At 70.2% G+C, this 25,348-nt stretch carries 18 protein-coding genes and 1 tRNA gene; 8 read left to right on the forward strand and 11 right to left on the reverse strand.

What is annotated here, in order from left to right:
* The first annotated feature begins 174 nt into the window (after positions 1-174).
* Positions 175-4,281, forward strand: coding sequence for a LamG-like jellyroll fold domain-containing protein (locus tag AB6V31_RS09575; RefSeq protein ID WP_369365288.1), 4,107 nt, complete (start codon positions 175-177; stop codon positions 4,279-4,281).
* A 75-nt stretch (positions 4,282-4,356) separates the two neighbouring features.
* Here AB6V31_RS09575 and AB6V31_RS09580 read toward each other — a convergent pair.
* The 3 genes from AB6V31_RS09580 to AB6V31_RS09590 form a co-directional block, all read right to left on the reverse strand.
* Positions 4,357-4,429, reverse strand: a tRNA-Lys gene (locus tag AB6V31_RS09580).
* 39 nt (positions 4,430-4,468) lie between these two features.
* The gene (locus AB6V31_RS09585) at positions 4,469-5,485 is read right to left on the reverse strand and encodes a FecCD family ABC transporter permease (RefSeq protein WP_369365289.1); all 1,017 of its coding nucleotides are present in this window, start codon (positions 5,483-5,485) and stop codon (positions 4,469-4,471) included.
* On the reverse strand, positions 5,482-6,534 hold the full coding sequence (locus AB6V31_RS09590; RefSeq protein WP_369365291.1) for a FecCD family ABC transporter permease: 1,053 nt from the start codon (positions 6,532-6,534) through the stop codon (positions 5,482-5,484). Before AB6V31_RS09590 ends, AB6V31_RS09585 begins: the two co-directional genes overlap by 4 nt.
* A gap of 23 nt (positions 6,535-6,557) precedes the next feature.
* On the opposite strand from AB6V31_RS09590, the gene AB6V31_RS09595 reads away from it, so the two are divergent.
* Positions 6,558-7,607: an iron-siderophore ABC transporter substrate-binding protein gene (locus AB6V31_RS09595; protein WP_369365293.1), complete on the forward strand. Its 1,050-nt coding sequence runs from the start codon at positions 6,558-6,560 to the stop codon at positions 7,605-7,607.
* A 106-nt stretch (positions 7,608-7,713) separates the two neighbouring features.
* Here AB6V31_RS09595 and AB6V31_RS09600 read toward each other — a convergent pair whose 3' ends face one another.
* Positions 7,714-8,382: a fasciclin domain-containing protein gene (locus AB6V31_RS09600; RefSeq protein WP_074696610.1), complete on the reverse strand. Its 669-nt coding sequence runs from the start codon at positions 8,380-8,382 to the stop codon at positions 7,714-7,716.
* 331 nt (positions 8,383-8,713) lie between these two features.
* Between AB6V31_RS09600 and sigK the strand changes: the two genes are divergently transcribed.
* The 4 genes from sigK to AB6V31_RS09620 all read left to right on the forward strand — a co-directional run bounded on the left by sigK (position 8,714) and on the right by AB6V31_RS09620 (position 11,920).
* Positions 8,714-9,304 carry an ECF RNA polymerase sigma factor SigK gene (gene sigK / locus AB6V31_RS09605; RefSeq protein WP_056229327.1) on the forward strand — a complete coding sequence of 197 codons (591 nt, stop codon included), beginning with the start codon at positions 8,714-8,716 and terminating at the stop codon, positions 9,302-9,304.
* The gene (locus AB6V31_RS09610) at positions 9,301-10,119 is read left to right on the forward strand and encodes an anti-sigma factor (protein WP_369365296.1); all 819 of its coding nucleotides are present in this window, start codon (positions 9,301-9,303) and stop codon (positions 10,117-10,119) included. The genes sigK and AB6V31_RS09610 overlap by 4 nt, the downstream gene beginning before the upstream one ends.
* An 89-nt stretch (positions 10,120-10,208) precedes the next feature.
* Complete coding sequence (locus AB6V31_RS09615; RefSeq protein ID WP_369365297.1) at positions 10,209-10,847, forward strand: DNA-directed RNA polymerase subunit beta; 639 nt, start codon at positions 10,209-10,211, stop codon at positions 10,845-10,847.
* Positions 10,848-11,035: 188 nt separating this feature from the next.
* Positions 11,036-11,920: an aminodeoxychorismate lyase gene (locus AB6V31_RS09620; protein WP_369365299.1), complete on the forward strand. Its 885-nt coding sequence runs from the start codon at positions 11,036-11,038 to the stop codon at positions 11,918-11,920.
* A 54-nt stretch (positions 11,921-11,974) separates the two neighbouring features.
* On the opposite strand, the gene pstB is transcribed toward AB6V31_RS09620, so the two are convergent.
* The 4 genes from pstB to AB6V31_RS09640 all read right to left on the reverse strand — a co-directional run bounded on the left by pstB (position 11,975) and on the right by AB6V31_RS09640 (position 16,162).
* Positions 11,975-12,754 (reverse strand): phosphate ABC transporter ATP-binding protein PstB, encoded by a 780-nt coding sequence (gene pstB, locus AB6V31_RS09625; RefSeq protein WP_056229315.1) that lies wholly within the window; start codon positions 12,752-12,754, stop codon positions 11,975-11,977.
* 20 nt (positions 12,755-12,774) lie between these two features.
* Positions 12,775-13,863, reverse strand: a complete 1,089-nt coding sequence (gene pstA, locus AB6V31_RS09630; RefSeq protein ID WP_369365300.1) for a phosphate ABC transporter permease PstA — start codon at positions 13,861-13,863, stop codon at positions 12,775-12,777.
* Positions 13,860-14,879 carry a phosphate ABC transporter permease subunit PstC gene (gene pstC / locus AB6V31_RS09635; protein WP_074696616.1) on the reverse strand — a complete coding sequence of 340 codons (1,020 nt, stop codon included), beginning with the start codon at positions 14,877-14,879 and terminating at the stop codon, positions 13,860-13,862. The genes pstA and pstC overlap by 4 nt, the downstream gene beginning before the upstream one ends.
* Before the next feature lie 155 nt (positions 14,880-15,034).
* Complete coding sequence (locus AB6V31_RS09640; protein WP_074696617.1) at positions 15,035-16,162, reverse strand: extracellular solute-binding protein; 1,128 nt, start codon at positions 16,160-16,162, stop codon at positions 15,035-15,037.
* A 159-nt stretch (positions 16,163-16,321) separates the two neighbouring features.
* On the opposite strand from AB6V31_RS09640, the gene AB6V31_RS09645 reads away from it, so the two are divergent.
* Together AB6V31_RS09645 and AB6V31_RS09650 are read left to right on the forward strand one after the other, a co-directional pair.
* Positions 16,322-20,260 (forward strand): Pls/PosA family non-ribosomal peptide synthetase, encoded by a 3,939-nt coding sequence (locus AB6V31_RS09645; RefSeq protein ID WP_369365301.1) that lies wholly within the window; start codon positions 16,322-16,324, stop codon positions 20,258-20,260.
* Positions 20,257-21,555 (forward strand): M1 family metallopeptidase, encoded by a 1,299-nt coding sequence (locus tag AB6V31_RS09650; protein ID WP_369365303.1) that lies wholly within the window; start codon positions 20,257-20,259, stop codon positions 21,553-21,555. The genes AB6V31_RS09645 and AB6V31_RS09650 overlap by 4 nt, the downstream gene beginning before the upstream one ends.
* A 25-nt stretch (positions 21,556-21,580) precedes the next feature.
* Here AB6V31_RS09650 and AB6V31_RS09655 read toward each other — a convergent pair whose 3' ends face one another.
* The 3 genes from AB6V31_RS09655 to AB6V31_RS09665 form a co-directional block, all read right to left on the reverse strand.
* Positions 21,581-22,147, reverse strand: coding sequence for a hypothetical protein (locus AB6V31_RS09655; protein WP_369365305.1), 567 nt, complete (start codon positions 22,145-22,147; stop codon positions 21,581-21,583).
* A 62-nt stretch (positions 22,148-22,209) separates the two neighbouring features.
* A complete protein-coding gene (locus tag AB6V31_RS09660) occupies positions 22,210-23,160 on the reverse strand; it encodes an NUDIX domain-containing protein (protein ID WP_235556980.1) in 951 nt (316 codons plus the stop codon).
* Positions 23,157-25,325 (reverse strand): RNA degradosome polyphosphate kinase, encoded by a 2,169-nt coding sequence (locus AB6V31_RS09665; RefSeq protein ID WP_074696623.1) that lies wholly within the window; start codon positions 25,323-25,325, stop codon positions 23,157-23,159. Before AB6V31_RS09665 ends, AB6V31_RS09660 begins: the two co-directional genes overlap by 4 nt.
* Between the last annotated feature and the right edge of the window lie 23 nt (positions 25,326-25,348).

Genomic DNA, 25,348 nt, shown 5'->3' on the forward strand with positions numbered 1-25,348 from the left:
GTCGTGACCTGATCGTTGCTTGACTGCGAAAGTGAGCGCCTATACCGTCCCCTTGAGTGTGAGCGCTAACATGGCGCCGACCCGGAAGACAGCATGGTCGCTGATCTTTCGTTTTCGGTGAACGAGCGCCGCAACACCCGCCCGTCCCCGTACCGAAACGGAGCGTCCTGCCCCATGCGCGTCCCCCGTCTTCTCGCCGCTACCGCTGTCGCCGCGGTCGCCGCTTCGACGTTCGTCACCATCCCCGCGGCCTCAGCCGCGGGCGTGCCCGAACCCGGCTTGCATTACACCTTCGACACCCTGAGCGGCACCCTCGATGCCGGTGCGGCGATCCCGGACACGGGAGTGCGTTCGCCGCGCACCGACGGTGTCGTCGGTAACGGCGGCATCACGCTCGTCCCCGGCGTCACCGGGTCGGCGAACGACAAGGCCATCCGCCTCTCCGGTGGCCGCAACGACGCCGACGCGGTCGCCTCATACGTGTCGCTGCCGAACGACATCGTGTCGTCGACCGACACAGCCGTGACCGTCAGCCTGTGGACCAAGTGGGAGGGTGCGGGCAACGGCCAGTGCCAGCTCGCCTTCGGTCTCGGCCGCTCGACGGTGAAGAACCTCCTCGCCTCGACCAGCTGCAACGGCACCTATGGGGCAGTGTCGGACGGATCCGGAGAGCGTCGCGTCGGCAACGGGGGATCGGCCCTGCCCGTGGGGCAGTGGGCCAACGTCACGCTCGTCTTCCAGCCCGGGCAGCGGATCAGCTACTACGTCAACGGGCAGCTCGACGGCGCGAACGCCGACTCGTCCGGCATCACGCAGACCATCGACGCCGCCCTCGGCCAGAACGGTGTGGGCGGATACCTCGGCCGTTCCTTCTGGGACGACCCGTTCTACGTCGGAGCGATCGACGATGTGCGCATCTGGAACAGCGCCTTGAGCGCCGACGACATCCGCTCGGTCGGTGCCGACGGCTACCGCGCCGTTCTGGCATCCGATTCGGTCTCGCTCGGCGACACCTCCGGCGTCGACCGCAACCTGCAGCTGCCGACAAGCACCGCAGCCGGCTCGTCCGTCTTGTGGGCGACGAGCAACGCGGCCGTCGTGGCGGCGGACGGCACCGTCACCCGCCCCTCGGCCAGTGCCGGCGACACGACCGTCCAGCTCACACCGACCTTCACCCTCGGAGGACAGACCCGCGTGGCGTCGCCCATCCCGGTGACCGTGCGCGCGCTGTCCGCCACGGAGCAGGACGAGGCCGTGCGTCAGGTCGCCGAGGCGTTGCCCGGACAGGCCGGGCTCTCCAGCGACGTGCGCGGCTCGATCACCCTCCCCGGCACCGGCGCCGACCTGAAGCAGACCTTCGCGTCGGCGCAGGCCGCCGACGTCGCGATCTCGTGGAGCTCGTCGAACCCGGCGGTCATCAGCGACACTGACGCGGGCGTCTCGCCGAACGTGGTCACGAAGGGCAGCGTCACGCGCGGCTCCGCCGACACGGCGGTGACCCTCACGGCCACTCTGCGTCTGGGGGCGGCCACCAAGACCGTGCAGCTGCCGGTCACGGTGCTCCGTGCCCCCGAGCACACGCGCGACGACGACGAGGCGTACATGTTCGTCTACTTCCGCGACAACTCCATCGACGGCGAGAAGATCCGTTTCGCCGTCTCGGAGGGCAACGACGCGCTCAACTGGCGCACGCTGAACAACGCCAACCCCGTCCTCGAGTCGACGAAGGGCGACATGGGTCTTCGCGACCCGTTCGTGCTGCGATCGAAGGAGGGTGACCGCTTCTTCCTCATCGCCACCGATCTGTCGGCCGCGCGCAAGGGCTTCCCGACCGACAACGGCAGCCGCTTCCTCGAGATCTGGGAGTCGACCGACCTCGTGAACTGGGGCGAGCAGCGCCACATCGAGGTCTCGCCGCCGAGCGCCGGCATGACGTGGGCGCCCGAAGCCCACTACGACCCGACGATCGACGCCTATGTCGTGTACTGGTCGTCGCGTCTGTTCCTCGATGACGCGCACACCCAGGAAGATGGCAACGGCCCGCAGATCCTCATGGCCACGACGCGTGACTTCGTGAACTTCACCCCGGCCGTCCCGTACATCAAGTCAGGCGACATCGAGGGGCTGCGCAAGACGAACGCGGGCCTGATCGACACGACGATCATGGAGCGCGACGGCACCTACTACCGGTTCACGAAGGGCACCGAGCAGACCGCCTGCCGCCCCGACATCGTGGCTGAGAAGGGCACCGACCTGCGCGCTCCGTCGACCTCGGGGGAGTGGACCAAGTTCGACACCTGCCTCTCGGCGAACGCGGGCCTGCCCGAGACCGAGGGTCCTTCGGCTTTCCGTTCCAACCCCGGCGACATCAACGGCGATCGCAACTACGTGCTCGTCGACTGGTACGGCGGCGGCGGGTACATCCCGCTCTACACAGAGTCGCTCGAAGAGGGCAAGGTCGACTGGAAGGTCCCGGCGAAGTACTCGCTGCCGCCCTCCCCGCGCCACGGTGTCGCCTTCGGCATCACCCGTGAGGAGCGCGATCGCCTGCTCGCGAAGTACAACCCCGAGCAGCTCGTGACCTCCGTCGCGCCCCTGTCGTTCGAGGTGGCCCCGGGCACCTCCTCGGTCTCCCTCCCCGAGGCGGTCACGGCGAACCGGTCGGCCGGAGCGATCCAGGTCGGCGTCACCTGGGAGCAGCAGGACCTCTCGGCCCTGAAGGCCCCGGGCGACAGCGTGCAGATCCGCGGCGCACTGAACGACGGCTCCCTCGCCCCCGCGATCGCCACCGTCACCGCGGTGGGCGGCTCGGTGGCATCCACCTCGGTGTCCATCGGCTACGACTCGCGTGCTCTCGTCGTCGGGGCGACCACCTCGCTCACCGCATCGGTGGCGCCCGCGAACGCCGACCAGAAGGTCACCTGGACCTCGAGCGCCCCCGCGGTGGCGACGGTCGACGGCTCCGGCCGGGTGATGGCAGTGTCGGCGGGTACCTCGACCATCACGGCGAAGACCTCCGACGGCGGCACCGCGACGCTGGCCCTGACCGTGGTGAGGGCCGAGGCCGATCTGCTGCTGCGCTACAGCTTCGACGGACTGGATGCCACGACCGACGGCTCCCGCGTGACCGATGTCTCCGGGCACGGGCACGACGCCACGATCCGCGGGACGGGCGCGACCATCGCGACCGGCGCGCGGACGGCGGACGGCGACTCCGCTCTGTCGTTCCCGGGCGGTCGGGCCGGCTCGAACGCGGCGTTCGCGACGATCGCGGGAGACGTGGTGCCCGACGGCACGCGGGATCTCACCGTGTCGACGTGGATGAAGTGGGACGGTGCCGCTCCCTGCGAGTGGCCCCTGTCGCTCGGTTCGAGCACGTCGAACTACCTGTTCACCAGTGCCGACTGCGGAGGCGTCGCCGCCGCGATCAAGTCGGGCTTCACCGAGAACAAGTCCGGCGCGGCCGCTCTGCCCAAGGACACCTGGGCGCAGGTCACCCTCGTGCTCACGGGCAAGAACACGCTCACCACGTACGTCAACGGGGCCAAGGTCGCTGAGATCGCCACGATCTTCGACGCCTCCGACCTCGAGGCGACCGGTGGCATCGGCGGTCTGCTGGCCAAGTCGCAATACGGGCAGGACAGTTTCTATGGCGGCGACCTCGATGAGGTGCGGGTCTATAGCCGGGCGCTGGATGCCACGGAGGTTGGCACGCTCTTCACGAAGGGGACGCTGGCGACCGAGGTCACCCCGTCGCCGGAGCCGTCTCCCGACCCGACCTCGTCGGACCCGACCGCGTCGCCCGACCCGTCGGCTTCGCCCTCGCCGAGCGGCTCGTCGTCGGGCCAGCCTTCGGCCTCCGGCCAGCCCTCGGCGTCGCAGAGCGCCTCTGCGGGGCCGACGGCGAAAACGAGCGCGTCGCGCGTCGAGCAGGGCGGGTCGTTCACCGTCTCGGTCACCGGGCTCTCGGCCGGCGAGCAGATCAGCGCGGTGCTGAACAGCCAGCCGCTGACGATCACGGGCATCCCCGCCGCGGACTCCCGCGGTGCAGTGACGTTCCGTGTGACGGTCCCCGCCGACTTCGCGACGGGAGCTCACACGCTGGTCATCGCGCGTGCGGACGCGTCGACCCTCAGCCGGATCGGCATCGAGGTGGTCCCGGCCGGATCCCTCGCGCGGACGGGCGCAGAGCTGCCCTGGGGTCTCGGCGTCAGTGCCTTCGCGCTGATCGCGGCCGGTACGGTCCTGGTGGGTCTGCGGCGTCGTCCGCGTCAGGTCTGAATCAGACCCGTGGGGTTCCGTCCGTCGCGGCGGGGCCCCACGGCGACGGACGCGCACGGAGCGTGGCGGGATGGGTGGGCCCCGTGGGGCTCGAACCCACGACCCGCGGATTAAAAGTCCGATGCTCTACCGACTGAGCTAGAGGCCCTCGCCGTCCAGCCTACCGGCCTCACGGGGGCGCTCGTGCTCATCGGCGTCGTCGCGACACGATCCAGAACAGGTAGGCGCCCCCGACGACGGCGGTGAGCAGGCCGACCGGAATCTGCAACGGTGCCAGGGCGCGCTGGGCTGTGACGTCGGCGACGAGGAGCACGGCTGCGCCCGTGACCGCGGAGCCGACCAGGGGGATCCCGCTGGTGCCCATGGTGCGTCGGGCGAGTTGCGGTGCGGCGAGGGCGATGAAACCGATGGGACCGGCGACCGCGGTCGCGGTCCCGGTGAGAATCGCGGCGACGACGATCAGCACGAGGCGTACTCGCCCGGTGCGCACCCCGAGGGCGACAGCGGTGTCGTCGCCGAGCTCGAGAGCGCGGAAGTCGCGGTACACGACGATCAATACGAGTGACAGGATGCCGATCGACGCGAGCAGCAGCGCCACATCGTCGAGAGATGTCGCCGCCAGGCTCCCGTGAAGCCACTGCGTCGCGTTGCGGGCGATCTCGAGCGGGGCCCTGGTCAAGAGGTAATCGTTGACCGCCGACAGCAGGGTCGAGAGCGCGATCCCGGCGAGGATCGTCCGCTCTCGCGAGACGCCCACGCTGCGGGCGATGGCCATGACGACCACGACGGTCAGCAGACCGCCGATCCATGCCCCGGCGGCGGGAGAGGCGGCCGGCGCGAGAAGAGTGAGCCCGACGAGGGCGCCGGTGGCCGACCCGGCGCTGAATCCGACGATGTCGGGGCTCGCGAGCGGGTTGCGGGCGAGCGTCTGGAACACGGCCCCGGCCATGCCGAGGGCGGCGCCGATGGCGAGAGCGGCCAGAATGCGCGGGACGCGCAGGCCCACGACCACGACGCTCGTCCGGCCGTCACCCTCTCCGGTCAGCGCGGATGCCACCTGCCCGAGGGACGCCTGGAAGGAACCCGTCGTGAGCCCGACCACCGCGGCGATCGCCGCGACGACGAGCGTGCCGACCAGGACCAGCGCGTATCGGCGGCGCCGTCGCGAGCGCGCGGGAGTGCGGAGGAGGGTTGCCGTGGTCACGGCATCCGCTTCTTCCGGAGGATGAGCCACAGCAGCAGCGGGGCCCCGAGGAAAGCGGCGACGATCCCCGCCTCCACCTCGCCCGGAGGGGCGATGACTCGACCGAGGACGTCGCTCGCGAGCGTCAGCGCTGCCCCGGCCGCGGCGGCCAGGGGGAGCGACGTCCGGACGGACCCGCCCACCGCGCCGCGAACGGCGTGAGCCACGAGCAGCCCGATGAAGGCCAGGGGTCCCGCTGCCGCGGTTGCGGCGGCGCAGAGCAGGGTGATGGCGACGCCCGAGCCGATCATGACCAGCGGGGGAGAGACCCCGAGCGCCCGCGCCAGGTCGGCGCCGAGCTGCAGCTGATCGAGGCCCCGCGCCACGACGACGGCGAGCAGGAGGCCCACGACGGCGAAGGGCAGGAGCTGGAGCGCGACGTCCGGGTCGCGGCGCTCGAACGAACCGACCGCCCAGAAGCGGAACGATTCGAAGGTGTCGTCATCGGCCAGCGTGATGATGCGGACGACGGCGCCGAGACACGCGCTGAGCGCCACCCCGGCCAGGACGAGACCGATGGTGTCGTCGCGCCGCTCGCCGCGGACGGCGGTGTGCACCAGCAGCGACGCCCCCGCCGCGCCCGCGAAGGCGAACCAGACGTATCCGCTCGCCGTCGCGACCCCGAAGAACCCGATGGCGACGACGACGCCGAGGGCGGCGCCCGCGTTCACCCCGAGCAGGCCCGGGTCGGCGAGCGGGTTCCGGGTCGCCGCCCGCATCAGTACGCCGGCCACGCCGAGACAGGCCCCGGCGAAGATCGCGGTGAGGGTGCGCGGTAGGCGGAGCTGATGGACGATGACGCCGGCGGCATCCTGTCGATCCGAGAAGAGGGCCGACACGACATCGAGGGGGCTGAGGGCGCGAGATCCCACGGCGAGACTCGCGAGGACGAGTCCGACGAGGATGCCGCTCACGACCAGGAAGAACATGACCGCGCGTCGTCGCGACGACCGTCGACTCGAATCCCGTTCCGCCACGCCCGGGACGGTGGGCGGCTGGACGACGATCACATAGGTAAGGATAACCTAACCCGGTGATCGACTTTCGTTTCCCGTCCTCTCGTGCCCGATTCCGTCCTCGACGACTCGTCGGCGTCGGCCTCGCTGCAGCCGTGCTCGCCCTCGCCGGATGCGCCGGCCCCGCCGCGGGCCCTTCGGCGGTGGATGCCGAGGCCGGCTCGACCGGGGAGTGGACCGTCTCGCGCGACCTCGAGCCCGGCATGGGCTCCGCGCAAGCCGACGGCGTCTTCCCCCGCGAGGTGACGCACTTCGCCGGCACGACCGAGATTCCGTCCGAGCCGAAGCGCATCGCGGTCGTCTCCACGGGGCAGCTCGACGCGCTCCTGTCTCTGGGGCAGGTGCCGGTGGCGGCGACCCGCGCCGAGAACAGCGGACTGGTGCCCCGGTATCTGCTCGACGCGTTCCCCGACCGGGTGCCGGCGCTGGACGCCATGTCGGACATCGGTCAGCGGACCGAGCCCGACCTCGAGGCGATCGCTCAAGCCGCGCCCGATCTGATCCTGATCAACTCGACCCGGGGTGCCCAGCTCTACGACGCCCTCGCGGCCATCGCGCCCACCGTGGTGACGAAGGGCAACGGGGTGAATTGGAAGAGCGACTTCCTCCTCATCGCCGACGCCCTGGGTGACGAGGGCGATGCCCGCGGCATCCTCGACGATCTTCAGGCGCAGAGCGCCGCTTTCTCGCAGACCCACCCGGCGGGGGAGCCGGCCGTATCGTTCCTGCAGTCGACGGGCGACCGCACGCGCATCATGGGACTGCCGTCTTTCGCGGGAGGCATCGCGGAAGATCTCGGTCTCGGACGCCCGGAGTCGCAGCGGTTCGACGAGACGTCGCAGGAGATCAGCGCCGAGCAGATCGACCTCGCCGACGCGGATCGCGTGTTCTACGGCGGGACGGGGGAGGGCGTCTCGTTCATCGAGCAGGCACCGCTCTGGCAGACCCTCTCCGCCGTCGCCGGGCAGAAGGCGACGACCGTGGACTTCGACCCGTGGTTCATGAACGCCGGCCCTGTCGCCGCCCGGCTCGTGCAGGACGAGATCATCCGCACGGTCGGTTCCTGACGAACGAAAGCGAGCGCCGGACCCCCTCGCCTGGGGTCCGGCGCTCGCCGTCAGGATCGGTCGATCATCGACCGCTCGGAAACGCGAAGACTCGCGCGTCCGTGAATTACATGGCCGGGGGCATCAGCACCGAGTCGATGAGGTACACCGTGGCGTTGGCGGTCTGGACGCCACCGCAGATCACGTTGGCGTCGTTCACCTTGATGGAGTCGCCCGAGCCCGAGACGGTGACGTCCTGGCCCTCGACCGTGGTGTGCGTGCCGTCGATCGCGTCGGGGGCGATCTGGCCGGGGACCACGTGGTACGTGAGGATCTTGGTCAGGGTGGCCGAGTCGGTCTTGAGGCCGTCGATGGTGGCGGCCGGGATCTTGGCGAACGCGTCGTCGACCGGGGCGAAGACCGTGAACTCCGAACCGTTCAGCGTGTCGACCAGGTTGACGTCGGGGTTCAGCTGGCCGCTGACGGACGCGGTGAGCGTCTTCAGCAGCGGGTTGTTCGACGCGGCGGTGGCCACCGGGTCAGCAGCCATGCCGGCGACCGAGCCGGAGCCCGAGGGAACGGCGGCGGCGTAGTCGGCGCAACCGGGGCCGACGAGGTTGGCGGCCGGGTCCATCGCGCTGGACGACATCGACGGCGAGGCCGACATCGAGGGCATTGCGCTCTCGTCGGTGGTCGAGCCACCCGAGGTGGTGCCACCCGAACATGCGGTGAGAGCGAAGGCCGAGCCCAGAACGAGGGCGAGACCAGCGACAACGGGCTTCTTGTTGGTGAGCATGACATTCCTCCGAAATCATCCGGATCGCGTCTGCGACCCGTCAGGGACACCCCGGTGCGAGGGGCGGTTCGCCGTGGAGCGGCTTACACAGGGTCTTCGGGACCCCCTCGGGATCGGATTGCGAAATGTTGCGGATTCGACCGGTCGCCGGCATTCGGAGGGCTTTAAATCCCTGGTCAAGCGGGAATAAATATTCTTCAGAATGTTTTTTGATCGAACCCGGTGACGCCCGGAAGGCCGCGGAGGCTCGAGATAACGGTTTGCCCCGAGCTGTCTCGCCACGCGCATATACGCGCGCGAGGTTGCGCGGGGCGTAGGCAATGATGGGGTCATGGTGATCGACGGTTTCGACCTTCCCGACGACGGGACGGAGAACGCCGACCACGTGGGTGTCCTCTTGCAGCGCGTCGCCGCCGGCGACCGCGCCGCTTTCGCCGAGTTGTACGACTCCCTGTCGGCCCGCGCCTTCGGTCTGATCCTCCGTGTGCTCGTGGACCGCTCGCAGAGCGAGGAAGTGCTTCAGGAGGTCTTCCTCGAGATCTGGCAATCCGCTGGGCGCTTCACTCCGAACAGAGGTCAGGGAAGATCGTGGGTTCTCACGATCGCGCACCGTCGAGCGGTGGACCGCGTGCGGTCCTCGCAGTCGAGCGTCGATCGAGATGTGCGCGCGGGCTTCCGGGATATGGACGTCGCATACGACGCCGTGTCCGAGAAGGTCGAACTGAAAATGGAAGGGCGGCGCGTCGTCGATGCACTGGCGACGCTCCCCGAGGCGCAGAAAGAAGCGCTCACGCTCGCTTATTTCGGCGGGTACAGCCAAAGTGAGATCGCGACCCTCGTCGGGGCGCCGCTCGGTACGGTCAAGACACGAATGCGCGACGGATTGTCGCGCTTGAGAATGGAGATGGGGGTGGACAAGTGAACGAGAGGGATTTCGCCGACCTCGCCGTCGGACACGCGCTCAACGCGCTCTCCGAGGCTGATGAGCGCGCGTACCAGGAGGCTCTCGCGGGTAACCCGAACTGGGACCACCACGTGCGCCATGCCGTCGACGCGGTGGCCGCGATCGGCGACTCCGTCGAGCCCGTCGAGCCTCCGCCGTCCGTGCGGGCTTCGCTGTTCGCGCGCATCTCCGACCTCCCGCAGGAGTCAGCGGCATCCGCTTCCGCCGTCGAATCCGTCAACGACGTCGAGGACTTCGCCGCGGCCGGCCCCGCTGTCACCGAGCCCGAGCGCGAGGCCGTCACGGTCGGCGCGTCTCCGGGATCCGGATGGGGTGCCCGTCGCTGGTTCGCACTGGCCGCATCGTTCGCTGCCGTCCTCGTGCTCGGCTTCGGCGCCGTCACCGTCAGCCAGTTGTTCGCTCCGCCTGCCGCGGTCGTCGCCCTCCAGCAGATCGAAGATGCACCCGACGCGCAGTCGGCCTCGGCCACCATGCCCGACGGAACGGTCGCGACGGCGCACTGGTCGCCCTCGAGCGGAAAGAGCGTGCTCGTCGCCGACGGCATGCCGGCGCTGCCCGACGGCAAGACCTACGAGCTGTGGTTCGTTCGCGGTGAGAACCAGATCGCGATCCCGGCCGGGATCTTCGAGCCGGATGCCGATGGCAACGCCACTGCTCAGCTCTCGGGTGAGATGCACAGCGGTGACGTCATCGCCGTGACGGTCGAACCCGCGGGTGGTTCTCCCGACGGCACGCCGAGCTCGGCCCCCGTGCTCGCCGTCGCCACGGCCTGATCACCTCCAGACTGCCCGTTCCGGTGCCGTCGCCAGCGGGTACCTCTCGTGCGGCCCGCTCCGCGAGGGGGACGCTCTAGCCTGGATGCATGAGCGATTCCCCCCGCGAATTCCACAAGCCGGTTCGGCGTCCCGCAGAGCTGTTCGACCGTCTGTTCTCGGCGGAGGACCCGGCCGAGGTGTCGCGGGTCGCGCACAGCACGGCGCAGGCGCTCTTGTCGCGCGTCCGCGCCGACCCGAGCATCGACGTGGTCGAGCGGCTCGTGGCGTTCACCGACGATCACGGCATCGACGACATCGCCGAGCTGTGGTCGCGCTCGCCCGCTCGCTCCCTTCCCGGCGCGCTGTGGCGCCTCTATCTTCTGCAGCTGATGATCCACGACGACGCCCCCACAGCCGCCCTGTTCTACGAGCGCGGTCGAGTGGAGATGGCGACGGTTGATGCCGTGGTGGCCGGGGCTCCCGCGCCGGCGGGCCCCGAAGAGCTGGTGCAGCTGATCGACACCATCCTGCGCGGGCTCTTCGAAGGGGACTTCGCCGTGGCCCTCGATCGCGCCGCGGCGTTCTGCCGTGTGCAGGCGGCAGGGTCCACGCACCTCGCCGACGACTACGAGAACACCGAGTCGGAGCGGGCATCTGCCCTCACCACGCGCGCTCTGCGGCTCGCCACGTACGCGGAGGATCTGTCGGCGTCGGCCGCTCTCTGGCGCCGTGACGCGCTGACCTGAGCGGAAAAGATAAGTGCCGGACCGCAGAACGCCTCTCGGCGCATGGCCGCTCATAGCGGCAGAAGATGGAGCCCGGGGTTACTGCGGCCCGGCTAGGAAAGTGTAACAAGCCCCGCCCGCGGACATTCCCTCGAACAGCCCGGTTGACAAGACCCGGGCGTGTCGGCGGTGCGGCGTAGGCTCGGCTCATGGCTTGGCGCTTCGCTCTCGTGATCGACCCTGCGGCACCCGATGACGAAGGCGCCGACTACCGTGACACGCTGCACGAGATCGACCCACACGGTCCCGCCCTCGGGGTGGGTGAGCTCAGTGCTCAGCGCGGAGACGGCGTGTTCGAGAGCCTCGGCGTCGTCGACGGCCATCCGCAAGAGGTCGGGCCGCACCTCGCGCGCCTCGCGCATTCCGCGGCGCTCTGCGACCTCCCCGCGCCGAACCTCGCCCAGTGGCGCGTCGCGATCGAGCGCGTGGCGCGCGAGGCGGGGGCGGGTGAGAACGTCATGAAGCTGCTGCTCAGCCGCGGCGTCGAGCACGGCCCCGCGCCGACGGCGTGGATCACGCTCGCCGACGCCCCCGACAACACGAGCGGACGAACGACAGGGGTCGCTGTCGCCACCCTCGATCGCGGCTACGCCCTCGACGTCCCCGCGCGCGCTCCCTGGCTCCTGCTCGGGGCCAAGACGCTCTCGTACGCCGTCAACATGGCCGCCATCCGCGAGGCGAAACGTCGCGGGGCCGACGACGCCGTGTTCGTCACGAGCGACGGCTACCTGCTCGAGGCGCCCACGGCATCCGTCGTCCTGCGTGTCGGCGACCGCTTCGTGACGCCCGAGCCGCAGGCCGGCATCCTGCACGGGACGACGCAGCTCAGTCTGTTCGCGTACCTCGAGGGTCGCGGCTTCACCACGGCGTACGAGACGGTGCCGGCGAAAGACCTCGCCACCGCGGATGCCGCCTGGCTGCTGTCGAGCGTGCGGCTCGCCGCCCCGATCCGATCCGTCGACGGGATCGAGGTGCCGGTGGACCGCGCCTTCACCGATGAACTGAACGCCTACCTGCTCAGCCCCCGCGACTGAGCGGCCGGGGAACGACGAAGGCCCCGCCGGAGCGGGGCCTTCGCACGGGACTGCTTATCCGAAACGGCCCGAGACGTAGTCTTCGGTCGCCTGGACGCTGGGTGCGGTGAAGATCGACGCGGTGTCGTTGTACTCGATGAGCTTTCCGGGCTTGCCGGTGCCGGCGATGTTGAAGAACGCCGTCTTGTCGCTCACACGCGAGGCCTGCTGCATGTTGTGCGTCACGATGACGATCGTGTACTCGCTCTTCAGCTCGCCGATCAGCTCTTCGATCGCGAAGGTCGAGATCGGGTCGAGGGCCGAGCACGGCTCGTCCATCAACAGCACGTCGGGCGAGACGGCGATGGCGCGCGCGATGCACAGACGCTGCTGCTGGCCGCCCGAGAGGCCGCCGCCGGGCTTGTCGAGACGGTCCTTGACCTCGTTCCAGAGGTTGGCGCCCCGCAGCGACTTCTCGACCAGGGCGTCGGCGTCGCTCTTCGGCATCCGCTTGTCGTTGAGCTTCGCGCCGGCCAGCACGTTCTCGCGGATCGACATCGTCGGGAACGGGTTGGGGCGCTGGAAGACCATGCCGACGTGGCGACGCACGAGCACGGGGTCGACGCCCGGACCGTAGAGGTCGTCGCCGTCGATGAGCACGCGGCCCTCGACGCGACCGCCGGGGATGACCTCGTGCATGCGGTTCAGCGTGCGCAGGAACGTGGACTTGCCGCAGCCCGAAGGGCCGATGAAGGCGGTGACCGAGCGGGGCTCGATGTCGATCGAGACGCCCTCGACCGCGAGGAAGTCGCTGTAGTAGACGTTGAGGTCTTGGACCTCGATGCTCTTGGACACGAGTGAGTGCCTTTCTGGGCTCAGCGCGCCTTGGGCGCGAACACCGCCGCCACGATACGGGCGATCAGGTTGAAGATGACGACGAGGACGACGAGCAGGAAGGCCGCACCCCAGGCGTTCGCCTGAGACGCATCGATGTCCTGACCGGGGAAGCTGTACGCGGTGTAGGCCATCACGGGGAGGGTCTGCATCGGGCCTTCGAACGGGTTGGCGTTGAAGTTGTCGGTGAAGCTCGCCGCGATGAAGATCGGCGCGGTCTCACCGACGACGCGGGCCACGGCCAGCACGACACCGGTGATGATGCCCGATGCGGCGGTACGCAGCACGACCTTGATGATCGTCGCCGACCGCGGCACGCCCAGCGCGAGGGACGCCTCGCGCAAGTCGGCCGGGACGAGGCGCAGCATCTCTTCGGTGGAGCGGATGACGATCGGGATCATCAGCACGCAGAGGGCGATGGATGCCGAGAACCCGCTGAACGCCTTCGGACCGACGACCAGGCTGAACAGCGAGAACGCGAACAGACCGGCGACGATCGAGGGGATGCCGGTCATCACGTCGACGAGGAAGGTGATCGCGCGACGCAGCGGGTTGTTCGGCTGCGCGTACTCGACCAGGTAGACCGCGGCGAGGACGCCGATCGGCACCGAGATGAGGGCGGCGATACCCGTGATGATGAGCGTGCCCGTGATGGCCTGCCAGGCACCCGCCGTCGCGACGACCTCGAGGGTGTCGGGGTTGAAGGCGGTGCCGCCCACCTGCGTGACGAAGTTCCAGTTGACCACCGCGAGGCCCTTGGAGACCACGGTCCACAGGGTCGAGATGAGGGGTGCGACCGCGAGGAGGAACGCGACGGTCACCAGGCCGCGGACGACGCGGTCCACCGCCTTGCGGCGATTCTCGACGATCGAGGACCCGACCCCGATGGCGATCAGGTACAGCACCGCCGAGAGGATCAGCCACGTCGCGAGGGCGAAGCCGCCCAGCAGGAGCTGGATGATCGCGACCACGACGGCCACGCCGACCAGGAGCGCGGGCTCGATGAAGCGGGGCAGCTGGCCGCTGGTGAGGGCCAGGGGAGACGAGGACGAGGGGGCCGTGACGGTCATGAGCGCTTGCCCTTCTTGCGACCCTTCGCACCGGGGCCCGTCGCCCCGATGATGTAGCGGGCGAGCATGTTCACCGCGAGAGAGACGACGAACAGCATGAGGCCGGTACCGATCAGCGCCGAGCGCTGGAGGTCGGTGGCGATCGGGAAGTTCAGCGCGATGTTGGCCGCGATGGTCTGCGAGTTGTATCCGTCGGTGAGCAGCAGCACCGAATAGATCAGGCTGGGCGAGACGATCAGCGCGATGGCCATCGTCTCTCCGAGCGCGCGGCCGAGACCGAGGAGCGTGGCCGAGACCATGCCGCTGCGGGCGTAGGGGAAGACCGCGAGGCGGATCATCTCCCAGCGCGTGGCGCCCAGCGCGAGGGCGGCCTCTTCGTGCAGGCGCGGGGTCTGCAGGAAGATCTCGCGCGTGATCGAGGTGACGATCGGGAGGATCATCACGGCGAGGACGACACCACCGGTGAACATCGTCGAACCCGTGGTCGAGACCGGGCCCTGGAAGAGCGGGATCCAGCCGAGGTACTGGTTGAGGAACTCACCGACCGGCACGAGTAGCGGGCGCATGACGATGATGCCCCACAGGCCGAAGACGATCGAGGGGACCGCGGCCAGCAGGTCGACGATGTAGCCGAGGAAGCCGGCGATCCGACGCGGGGCGTAGTGCGAGATGAACAGCGCGATGCCGATGGCGACCGGCGTGCCGATGACCATGGCGATGAGCGCGGCCCAGATGCTGCCGAACAGCAGCGGACCGACGTACTCCCAGAAGTTGGTCCAGCTGCCGTTCTGGTAGCCCGCGAGGTCGCCCTCGGTCCAGTTGCCGGTGATCGCGGGGATGCCGCGGATGATCAGGAAGATCGCCACCCCGGCGAGGATGATCATGATCGACACGGCGGCCGTGGTCGACAGCCCCAGGAAGACCGAATCGCCGACGCGGCGCTTGCCGACGATCGACGTCCGAGGCGGGGGAGGGGAGGACGGGGCGGTCTCTGTGTCAGCGACGGTGTCAGTCACGGGGGACCTCACGCTCGGCACGGGTCATGGTTCTCCTCGGTCGGGTGTTCTCTGAGGATGCTGGCTCAGCGGAGCGTTCGAGCTGGTCGACCGCTCCGATCAGCCCGGCCCGGTCCGCACACGAGGTGCGGGCCGGGCCGAGTCCGAAGAGATGTTTACTTGATCGACGCGAGCGTCTCGGCAGCAGCCGAGAGCACCGAGTCGGGCAGCGGCGCGGAGCCGGCGTTCTTGGCCGCGACCTGCTGGCCGAGCGTGCTGGTCACGAAGCCGAGGTACGACTTGACGAGCTCGGACTGCTTGGCGTCCTTGAACGTGGTGCAGGTGACGGCGTACGACACGAGCGGGATCGGGTACGTCTCAGCGGTGAGCTTCGAGTAGTCGAACTTCTTCGACAGGTCACCGGCGACACCGTTGCTGGCGTCGACCGCGGCGGCCGCGAAGGTCGCGGTGACGGCCTCGGGGCTGTACGCGATGGCGGTGCCGTCCTGGATGATCGACGCGGCGTTCAGGCTGCCGATGGCGGAGTGGTCGGCGTAGCCGATGGTTCCGGTGCCGGCCTTGACGGCCTCGACGACGCCCGAGCCACCCTTCTGCTTCGACACGTTGCCCTCGATGGGCCAGTCCTTGCCCGCGGGCGAGGTCCAGACCGACGACTGCGTCGCGGCGAGGTAGTTGGTGAAGTTCTGCGTGGTGCCCGAGCCGTCGGAACGCGCGACGGTGGTGATGGCGCCGGCGGCGAGGGCCGTGCCGTTGTCCTTGGTGATGGCCGGGTCGGACCAGTCGGTGATCTGCAGAGCGAAGATCTTCGCGATCGTCTCGCCCGAGAGCTTCAGGCTCGTGACGCCGGGGATGTTGAAGATGATGGCCACGCCGTCGAGGTAGACAGGGATGTTGACGCCACCCTCGGTGCAGAGGGCCTTGGACTGGGCCGTCTGGTCCGCGTTCAGCGGCGAGTCGGAGCCGGCGAAGTCGTACGCGCCGCTGAGGAAGTTGGTGACGCCACCGCCGGAGCCCTGCGACTTGTCGTAGTTGATCGTGACGCCCTTGGCCTGGGCGTTGTACGCGCTGGTCCACGCGGCCTGCGCGTTGGCCTGGGCGCTCGAGCCACCCGCGGTGATCGTGCCCGAGAGGTTCGGGTCGACGGTGAACGCGACGTCGGACGAGGTCGACGAGGGGGTCGAGCCCGCGGCGTCGCCGGAGCCCGAGGGGCCGGCGCAGCCGGCGAGGGTCAGGGAGGCCACGGCGGCCACGGTGCCCAGCTGGGCGAGTCGGGAGAGCTTCACGGTGTGAATCCTTCGCATGTCGGGAACAGGAACCCGGTGCAGGGTTCGTCGTGAACGGTAAACAGCGACTGCTAACAGACTGCGTTGCACGGGTGAACGGAAGGTGAACCGGGGCGGCCGTTCCGGGGTGTTTTCCCGGGGGTTGTACTGTTCATCCCCGTGACGACCTCCGCTTCCCAAGCTCAGGCCCCGCTCGACCGGACGGGGGCCGCGGCTCCCGCGCGCACCCTCATCGACATCCTCACAGACGTCGCGTCTCGGCATCCGGAGGCCTCCGCGATCGACGACGGATCCGGAGCCCTCAGCTACCGCGAACTGCTCGCGCGGGTGAGGCGGACGGCGGCGGCCCTGCACGAGGCGGGGGTGCGCCGGGGCGACCGGGTGGGCGTGCGCATGCCGTCCGGGTCGAAGGAGCTGTACGTCTCGATCCTCGCGGTCATGGCGGCGGGCGCCGCTTACGTGCCGGTGGATGCCGATGACCCCGACGAGCGCGCGCGCCTGGTGTTCGGCGAAGCCGGGGTGCGCGGCATCGTCGCGGGGGAGGGGGAATTCGTCGCGGCCGAGGGTGATCTCGTCCGTCTCTACGACGGAGCGGCGCCGCACCCCAGCACGAGCGCCGTCCCCATCATCGCCCCGCCCGCGATCGACGACGATGCGTGGATCATATTCACCTCGGGATCCACGGGCGTCCCGAAGGGCGTGGCGGTGTCTCACCGTTCGGCGGCGGCGTTCGTCGAGGCGGAGGGGCGGATCTTCCTGCAGGGCGAGCCGCTCGGCCCCGGCGACCGCGTGCTGGCCGGACTGTCGGTCGCGTTCGACGCCTCGTGCGAGGAGATGTGGCTCGCCTGGGGACACGGGGCGTGCCTCGTGCCGGCTCCTCGTTCTCTCGTGCGCTCGGGGGAGGACCTGGCCCCGTGGTTGCTGCGGCAGGGGATCACGGTCGTCTCGACCGTTCCGACCCTCGCCGCGATGTGGCCGGCCGACTCGATCGAGAACGTGCGCCTGCTGATCTTCGGCGGAGAGGCGTGTCCGCCCGAGCTCGCCGCTCGCCTCGTGGCCGAGGGGCGCGAGGTGTGGAACACCTACGGTCCGACCGAGGCCACCGTCGTGGCGTGCGCGGCTCCGCTCGACGGCTCTCTGCCCGTGCGCATCGGCCTGCCCCTCGACGGGTGGGCCCTCGCGGTGGTGGATGCCGAGGGACTCCCCGTCCCCGAGGGCGCGGTGGGCGAGCTGATCATCGGCGGTGTCGGCCTCGCCCGGTATCTCGATCCCGCGAAGGACGCCGAGAAGTACGCACCGATGCCGACCCTCGGGTGGGAGCGGGCGTATCGCTCGGGGGACCTCGTGCGCTTCGAGCGCGAGGGGCTGGTGTTCCAGGGGCGCGCGGACGATCAGGTCAAGGTGGGCGGCCGCCGGATCGAGCTCGGTGAGGTCGAATCGGCGCTGCAGGATCTTCCGGACGTGAGCGCGGCGACCGTGGCGGTGCGGACCACCGAAGCGGGGGTGCCGGTCCTCGTCGGCTATCTCGTGATGGAGGTCGGAGCCGAGCTCGATCGCGGGGCTGCCCGTGCGGCTCTCGCGGAACGCCTCCCGGCCGCGACCATCCCCCTCCTCGGCGTGGTGGACTCCCTGCCGGTCCGCACCTCGGGCAAGGTCGACCGCGCGGCCCTCCCGTGGCCCCTGCCCGGACTGGAAGCCCCCGCCGCGACGGACTTCTCGGTCGACGAGGCCTGGTTGGCCGAGCAGTGGCAGGCCGTTCTGGGCATCCCCGTCACCGAGCGCAAGGCCGACTTCTTCGATCTCGGTGGGGGGTCGCTCGCCGCCGCGCAGCTCGTCTCGCGCATCCGGGCACGGGTGCCGGAGTTCTCAGTCGCCGACATCTACGACGTTCCGCGCCTCGGGGCCATGGCCAAGGCGCTCGGGCCGCAGCTCTCCGACGAGACGCCCGCCGCCTTCCACCGCGCCGAACCGACGCCGCGCACCACCCAGTGGGCGCAGACCCTCCTCGGCGCTCCGCTGTTCATCCTCTCAGGTGTGCGGTGGCTGCTGTACCTGCTCACGGCCTCGGCGCTCCTTCGGCTCGTCCCCGGATTCGACGTGCTGCCGTCGGTGCCCTGGCCGGCTCTCGTCGTCGGTCTCCTCGTCTTCGCGACGCCGTTCGGGCGCATGGCGATCGCCGTGGCATCCGCTCGACTTCTTCTCTCGGGCGTGCGCCCCGGCGACTATCCGCGGGGCGGGTGGGTGCACATCCGGCTCTGGCTCGCCGAGCAGATCGCCGATCAGGTGGATGCCGTGGGTCTGGCCGGAGCCCCCTGGGTGTCGTACTACGCCCGGGCGCTGGGCGCGCGGATCGGTCGGAACGTCGACCTGCACGCGTTGCCTCCCGTCACGGGGATGCTCGTCGTCGGCGACGGGGCCTCGATCGAGCCCGAGGTCGACCTGACCGGGTACTGGATCGACGGTGACCTCGTTCGCATCGGCGAGGTGCGCATCGGCGCCGAGGCCACGGTCGGCGCTCGCTCGACGCTCGCACCCGGCACCCGCATCGGTCGCCGTGCCGAGATCGCGCCGGGCTCGGCCGTCTTCGGACGCGTCAAGGCGGACCAGTCGTGGGCGGGATCGCCCGCCGTCCGCGTGGGCGGGACGGCGAAGGGGTGGCCGACGCAGCGGCCGCCGGCGCCCACCCGCTGGCTGTGGGCCTACGCGGCATCGGCGGTTGTGCTCGCTCTTCTCCCGCTCGCCTCCTTCACCGTGGGTGGTCTCGTCGTGGCGCAGGGGATCCGCGGGGCGGGCGATCTCGGCCACGCGGCCGCGGGCGCCTACGCCTGGCTCGTCCCGGGTGTCGCCGTCGCGGGCCTGGTGTTCGCGGCATCCGTGGTGCTTCTCGTGCGCGTGATGTCGATCGGCCTCACCGAGGGCACCCACCCGGTGCGCAGCCGCGTGGCGTGGCAGGCGTGGACGATCGAAAGACTCCTGGATGCCGCCCGCACGGTGCTCTTCCCCCTCTACTCCTCGCTGTTCACGCCCGTGTGGCTGCGCCTGCTGGGTGCGCGCGTCGGACACGGCGTCGAGGCCTCGACGGTTCTTCTGATCCCGTCGATGACGCGCATCGAAGACGGGGCGTTCCTCGCCGACGACACGATGGTCGCGTCGTACGAACTGCGCGCGGGGTGGATGCGCATCGGGCCCGTACGGATCGGCAAGCGCGCCTTCCTCGGCAACTCCGGAATGGCCGCGCCCGGCCACCGCGTTCCGCGGGACGGGCTGGTCGCCGTGCTGTCCGCGGCGCCGATGAAGGCCAAGGCGGGATCGTCCTGGTTGGGCTCGCCCGCGGTGCGCCTTCGCCGGCTCTCGGCCGAAGGTGACGAGTCGCGCACCTATCGACCGACCGCGAGCCTGCGTCTCGCGCGGACGCTGTGGGAGCTGTGCCGCTTCGTGCCGGTCGTCGTCACCTGCGCGATCGGCCTCGGCGTGATCTTCGCTCTCGCCGCGCTCTGGGACGCGCTCGGTCCGGTGTGGACGCTGCTGTTGTCGGGCGTCGTGCTGCTCGCGGCGGGGGCTGTCGCCGCGGGGGTCTCGACCGCGGCGAAGTGGGCCATCGTCGGCGTGATCCGCGCGGGCGAGCAGCCGCTGTGGTCGAGCTTCGTCTGGCGCACCGAAGTGTCGGACACCTTCACCGAGATGGTTGCGGCCCCGTGGTTCGCGCGCGCGGCGGCGGGAACCCCGGCGCTCGCCGTCTGGCTGCGCAGCCTCGGCGCGAAGATCGGTCGCGGCGTGTGGTGCGACAGCTACTGGCTGCCCGAACCCGACCTGGTCACGTTGGGCGACGCGTCAACCGTCAACCGCGGATGCGTCGTTCAGACGCACCTGTTCCATGATCGAATCATGAGTATGGATACCGTCGAGCTGGAGCCGGGGTCGACCCTCGGTCCGCACAGCGTCGTCCTCCCCGCCTCCACCCTCGGCGCGCACGCGACCGTGGGGCCCGCCTCGCTCGTCATGCGCGGTGAGACCGTCCCGGTCGGTTCGCGGTGGAGCGGCAACCCCATCGGTCCGTGGCGCGCGGTGAAGGTGCGCGCGTACCAGTCGACGACGTGAGCGTGGCCGACCCCTACGCCCCGCAGAGCGGCGACCTCTCGTACGACGTCGAGTCGTACGACCTCGCGATCGGCTATCGCGTCCGCACGAACCGCCTCGACGGCGTCGCCACGATCGTCGCGGTCGCGCGCGAGGCCGTGTCGTCGTTCGCTCTCGATCTCGTCGGCCTCCGAACGTCGCGCGTGCGCGTCGACGGGGCGGTCGCGCGATTCTCGGCGGGGCCGCGGACTCTGCGTGTGACGCCCCCGCACGCTCTCGCCGCCGGGGACCGCTTCGAGGTCGAGGTGACCTACGCGGGTGCGCCCGCTCCCCGCCGGTCGCGGTGGGGAACCGTGGGCTGGGAGGAGCTGACCGACGGCGCTCTCGTCGCGGGGCAGCCCATCGGCGCCCCGACGTGGTTCCCGTGCAACGACCGCCCCGACAACAGGGCGCGCATGCGCCTCGAGATCACGGTCGACGACGGCTACGCCGCCGCCGCCACCGGCGTCGCGGGGTCGAGCACGCGGCGGGGTGGTCGGACGACGACGACGTTCGTCTCCGACGTCCCCACGGCGACGTACCTGGCGGCCGTGCACGTCGGTCGGTACCGCACGCGTCAGCTCGAGGGCACCGGTGACGCCCCGGTGCCCGCCGTCACGGTCACCGCCCCTCCCGCCCTGACCGCCGCGGTCGATCGCGCCTTCGCGACGGTGCCCGACATGCTGCGGGCCTTCGACCGCTTCTTCGGGCCGTACCCCCAAGAAGCGTGCACCCTCGTGGTGACCGCCGACGAGCTCGAGATCCCCCTCGAGGCGCAGGGGCTCGCCGTGTTCGGGATGAACCACCTCGTTCCCGCCGCGCAGCGTCTGGTGGCGCACGAGCTGGCCCACCAGTGGTTCGGCAACAGCGTGGGCATCGCCCGGTGGAGCGACATCTGGCTCAACGAGGGCTTCGCCTGTTACGCCGAGTGGCTGTGGTCGGAGACCTCGGGAGGGGCCTCCGTCGAGTCGTGCGTCGCGGACTACTACGCGCGACTCGCCGCGAAGCCGCGCGACCTCCTGCTGGTCGATCCCGGGCCCGATGACATGTTCGACGACCGGGTCTACAAGCGCGGGGCCCTCACGCTGCACGCGCTGCGGCGCACGCTCGGCGACGAGGCGTTCTTCGATCTCCTGCGGTCGTGGACGGCGGACCACCGCCATGCCCTCGTCACCACGGATGATTTCCGCGCCGCGGTCGAGCGCGCCGGGGGACCCGATGCCGCGGCGGTGCTGTCGCGGTGGATCGACGACGTGGCATTGCCCGTGCGACCCTGACGGCCGGCTCGCGTCGTCGTCAGGCTCAGAGGCCCGAGGCGCTCTCCACCGCCACGGCGAGCACGACGTTCGCCGGACCATCGAGGTCCCACCCGCGCCATTCGCGCGGGAGGCCCTCTGCCGGGTCACCCTCGTTCGCGCGGGGCCGTCCGCGCGGGGCGGACGAGAGGATTCGAGCCACCCACGTGCCCCCGTTCCCCTGGACGTCGACCCGTCGAGCATCGACGGTCAGCCCGCGTCCGTCGGCTTTCAGGACGGCCTCGACGCGCGCCCACGTCCGGGCGGGCGCGGCGCTCGACCCGCCGGCATCCGCCCACGCTTCCGGAGCAGGCGACTCGAGATCGTCCGGTCCTGGGGGCGCGGGTCGTGGAAGCACCCGCTCCAGACCCCCCGCATCGGTGGGCACCGCATCCAGACCGACGCGCTCGAGACCCTGCGCTGCCACCGCGACGGCCCACCCCTCGACGTACGACACCGAGACCGCGGCATCCGCCCCCTCCACGTGGATGCGGCCATGGTCTCCGCCGCACGCGGGGCATCGCGAACGGAACCGCGCGCCCGGCAGGAGCTCGGCCAGGAGCGCCCGCGACACGTCGCGACGCCTGGCACCAGCAGGGACCTCGCGCCAGGCGAGTCGGATGCCGGTGGGGAGCGTCACACCTTCGGTTCGTGCGTCTCGATGGCCACGATGCCGGCGCCGGGGTGCTCGACGGGGATGTGCACGACCGAGAACGCCGCGGGCTCCAGCGCCGAAGCGCTCCCGAGGTACGAGCCGCCCATGGTTCCGGTCGCGAGCGCGAGCTCGTGCAGGATGTCGGGCAGGACGGGTCGGTGGCTCGACACGACGACCGGCTTGCGCGCGCGCACCCGTTCGCCGATGAGCGACCGGGCGTCGGCGCGGCCCTCTTCCCACGCGTCCTGGCTGACGGCCTCGGTCAGGTGGACGCGCTGGCCGAGCGCCTGGGCGAGGGGAGTGGCGGTGCGGACACAGCGCTCGGCGGGGCTCGAGTAGACCCGACGCACACCGAAGGCGAGGAGGGGACCGACGATCGCCTCGGCCTGGCGGCGCCCGCGCGGGGTCAGGGGGCGGGCGCTGTCGGAGCCCTCCCACCCCTCGCGGGCCCGCGCCTTGCCGTGGCGCAGCACGACGATCGGGAAGGTGGGCAGAGCCCCCTCTTCGACGATCCGCGTGAACTCGTCGAGGATCTCGATGTCGACGGGGTAGCTGAGGTTCTTGCGGGCCTTCTTCAGGCTCACCCACTCGATCGCCGCGACCTCTTTGTTCGGCACGAACGTCGAGCTGCGCACGGCGGCATCGGTCGCCTCGGCCGCCCAGTAGTGCACGATCTTGGTGCGTGAACTCGGCATCCGGTATCGAGAGACCCCGACGGGCACCCCCAGCGAGACGCGGATGCCGGTCTCCTCACGGATCTCGCGCACCGCGGTCTCGGCGAGCGTCTCGCCGGGGTCGACCTTGCCCTTCGGGAGGGTCAGATCCCGGTACTTCGTGCGGTGGATGAGCAGGATGCGGAGCTTCCCCTCGACCTGCCGCCACACCACACCGCCGGCCGCGTAGACAGCGGTCTCGATCTCGGTCTTCGTCACCGCGCCGTCCGGGCCCGACGCTTGCGCTGGACGAGAGCCATCGTGTGCTCCTGCAGGTCGATGAGGGGCGCCCCGGCATCGTCGACGCTGTGCCGCGTCCACTCGCCCTCGGACCCCAGGTGCCATGAGCTCGTCCCGTCGTCCATCGCGAGGGTGAACAGGGTCGTCAGCTCCTGCACCTGCACGGGGTCGACCACGCGGACCAGGGCCTCGACGCGGCGGTCGAGGTTGCGGTGCATCATGTCGGCGCTGCCGATGAACACCTGCGGGTCGCCGTCGTTCTCGAACGTGAAGATGCGGGAGTGCTCGAGGTAGCGGCCGAGGATGGAGCGCACCGTGATGTTCTCGCTCATCCCGGGGACGCCGGGCTTGATCGAGCAGATGCCGCGCACCCACACCTCGACGGGCACGCCCGCCTGGCTCGCGCGGTACAGGGCATCGATGATCTCTTCGTCGACCATCGAGTTGACCTTGATCCGCACCCCCGAGGGCTTGCCCTCGAGAGCGTTGCGGCGCTCCTTGTCGATGTGGCGCAGGAGCCCTCGGCGCAGGTGCAGGGGTGCGACGAGCAGACGCTTGAACTTCTTCTCGATCGCGTACCCGCTCAGCTCGTTGAACAGACGGGTGAGGTCGCGACCGACCTGGTCGTCGACGGTGAACAGGCCGAAGTCCTCGTAGATACGGCTTGTCTTGGGGTTGTAGTTGCCCGTGCCGACGTGGCTGTAGTGGCGCAGGCGCCCCTCTTCTTCGCGGATGACGAGAGCGAGCTTGCAGTGGGTCTTGAGGCCGACGAGACCGTAGACGACGTGGACGCCCGCCTTCTCGAGCTTGCGCGCCCAGACGATGTTGTTGGCCTCGTCGAAGCGGGCCTTCACCTCGACGAGCGCGAGCACCTGCTTGCCGGCCTCGGCCGCGTCGATGAGCGCCTGCACGATGGGGCTGTCGCCCGAGGTCCGGTACAGCGTCTGCTTGATCGCGAGCACGTGCGGGTCGCGGGCGGCCTGCTCGAGGAAGGCCTGCACGCTCGTCGCGAACGACTCGTAGGGGTGGTGCACGAGCACGTCGCCCTTGCGGATCGCGCCGAACAGGTCGGCGCGGCCGTTCTGCTCGGGCGGCTGGAAGGCCAGAGCCGTCTTGGGCACATGCGGCGGGTAGCGCAGATCGGGCCGGTCGATGCGCGAGAGGTCGAACAGGCCGCGCAGATCGAGGGCGCCGGGCAGCCGGTAGACCTCCTGCTCGGTGATGTCGAGCTCGCTCAGCAGCAGCGAGCGGGTCACGTCGTCCATGTCCTCGGTGATCTCGAGGCGGATGGGCGGGCCGAAGCGGCGACGCAGGAGCTCGGCCTCGAGCGCCTGGATGAGGTTCTCGGTCTCGTCCTCTTCGATCGTCATGTCCTCGTTTCGCGTCAGGCGGAACGCGTGGTGATCGAGGACCTCCATCCCGGGGAACAGGTCGCCGAGGTGGTTCGAGATGAGCTCCTCGAGCGGCAGGTAGCGCACGCCGGGCCCGTCTCCGCCGATCTCGACGAAGCGGGGGAGCATGGGGGGCACCTTGAGGCGCGCGAACTCCTGACGGCCCGTGCGGGCGTTGCGGATGCGGATCGCGAGGTTCAGCGACAGGCCCGAGATGTACGGGAACGGGTGCGCGGGGTCGACGGCCAGCGGCATGAGCACCGGGAAGACGTTGCGCTGGAAGTACTCGGTGAGCCGCTCGGCGGTGGGCTCGTCGAGCGAGTCCCACGTGACGACCTCGATACCGGCGTCGGCGAGAGCGGGGCGCACCTTCTCGGTCCAGGCGGCGGCGTGGCGGAGCTGCAGGCGGTGCGCCTCGGCCGAGATGTCGGCGAGCACGTCGAGCGGGGCGCGACCGACGTTGGTCGGGACGGCCAGGCCCGTGACGATACGGCGCTTGAGGCCGGCGACGCGCACCATGAAGAACTCGTCGAGGTTGCTGGCGAAGATCGCGAGGAAGTTCGCGCGCTCGAGCACGGGGACCGTGGGGTCTTCGGCGAGTTCGAGCACGCGCTGATTGAACGACAGCCAGCTGATCTCGCGGTCGAGGTAGCGGTGGTCGGGAAGCTGGTCGTCTTCGGCCTCTACGGCCTCGTCGAAGTCGTCGTCGTCGGCGTCGCCGAGACCGGCATCCAGCGAGTCGTGTTCCATCATCCCCACATCATTGCAGGGGTCGG

The sequence above is a fragment of the Microbacterium sp. 16-032 genome, assembly GCF_041079455.1.
Lineage (GTDB): Bacteria > Actinomycetota > Actinomycetes > Actinomycetales > Microbacteriaceae > Microbacterium > Microbacterium testaceum_A.

Coding starts and splice junctions, on each gene's coding strand:
- AB6V31_RS09575 (WP_369365288.1), top strand. CDS start 175: ATGCGCGTCCCCCGTCTTCTCGCCGCTACCGCTGTCGCCGCGGTCGCC.
- AB6V31_RS09600 (WP_074696610.1), bottom strand. CDS start 8,382: ATGCTCACCAACAAGAAGCCCGTTGTCGCTGGTCTCGCCCTCGTTCTG.
- sigK (WP_056229327.1), top strand. CDS start 8,714: ATGGTGATCGACGGTTTCGACCTTCCCGACGACGGGACGGAGAACGCC.
- AB6V31_RS09615 (WP_369365297.1), top strand. CDS start 10,209: ATGAGCGATTCCCCCCGCGAATTCCACAAGCCGGTTCGGCGTCCCGCA.
- AB6V31_RS09620 (WP_369365299.1), top strand. CDS start 11,036: ATGGCTTGGCGCTTCGCTCTCGTGATCGACCCTGCGGCACCCGATGAC.
- pstA (WP_369365300.1), bottom strand. CDS start 13,863: ATGACCGTCACGGCCCCCTCGTCCTCGTCTCCCCTGGCCCTCACCAGC.
- AB6V31_RS09665 (WP_074696623.1), bottom strand. CDS start 25,325: ATGATGGAACACGACTCGCTGGATGCCGGTCTCGGCGACGCCGACGAC.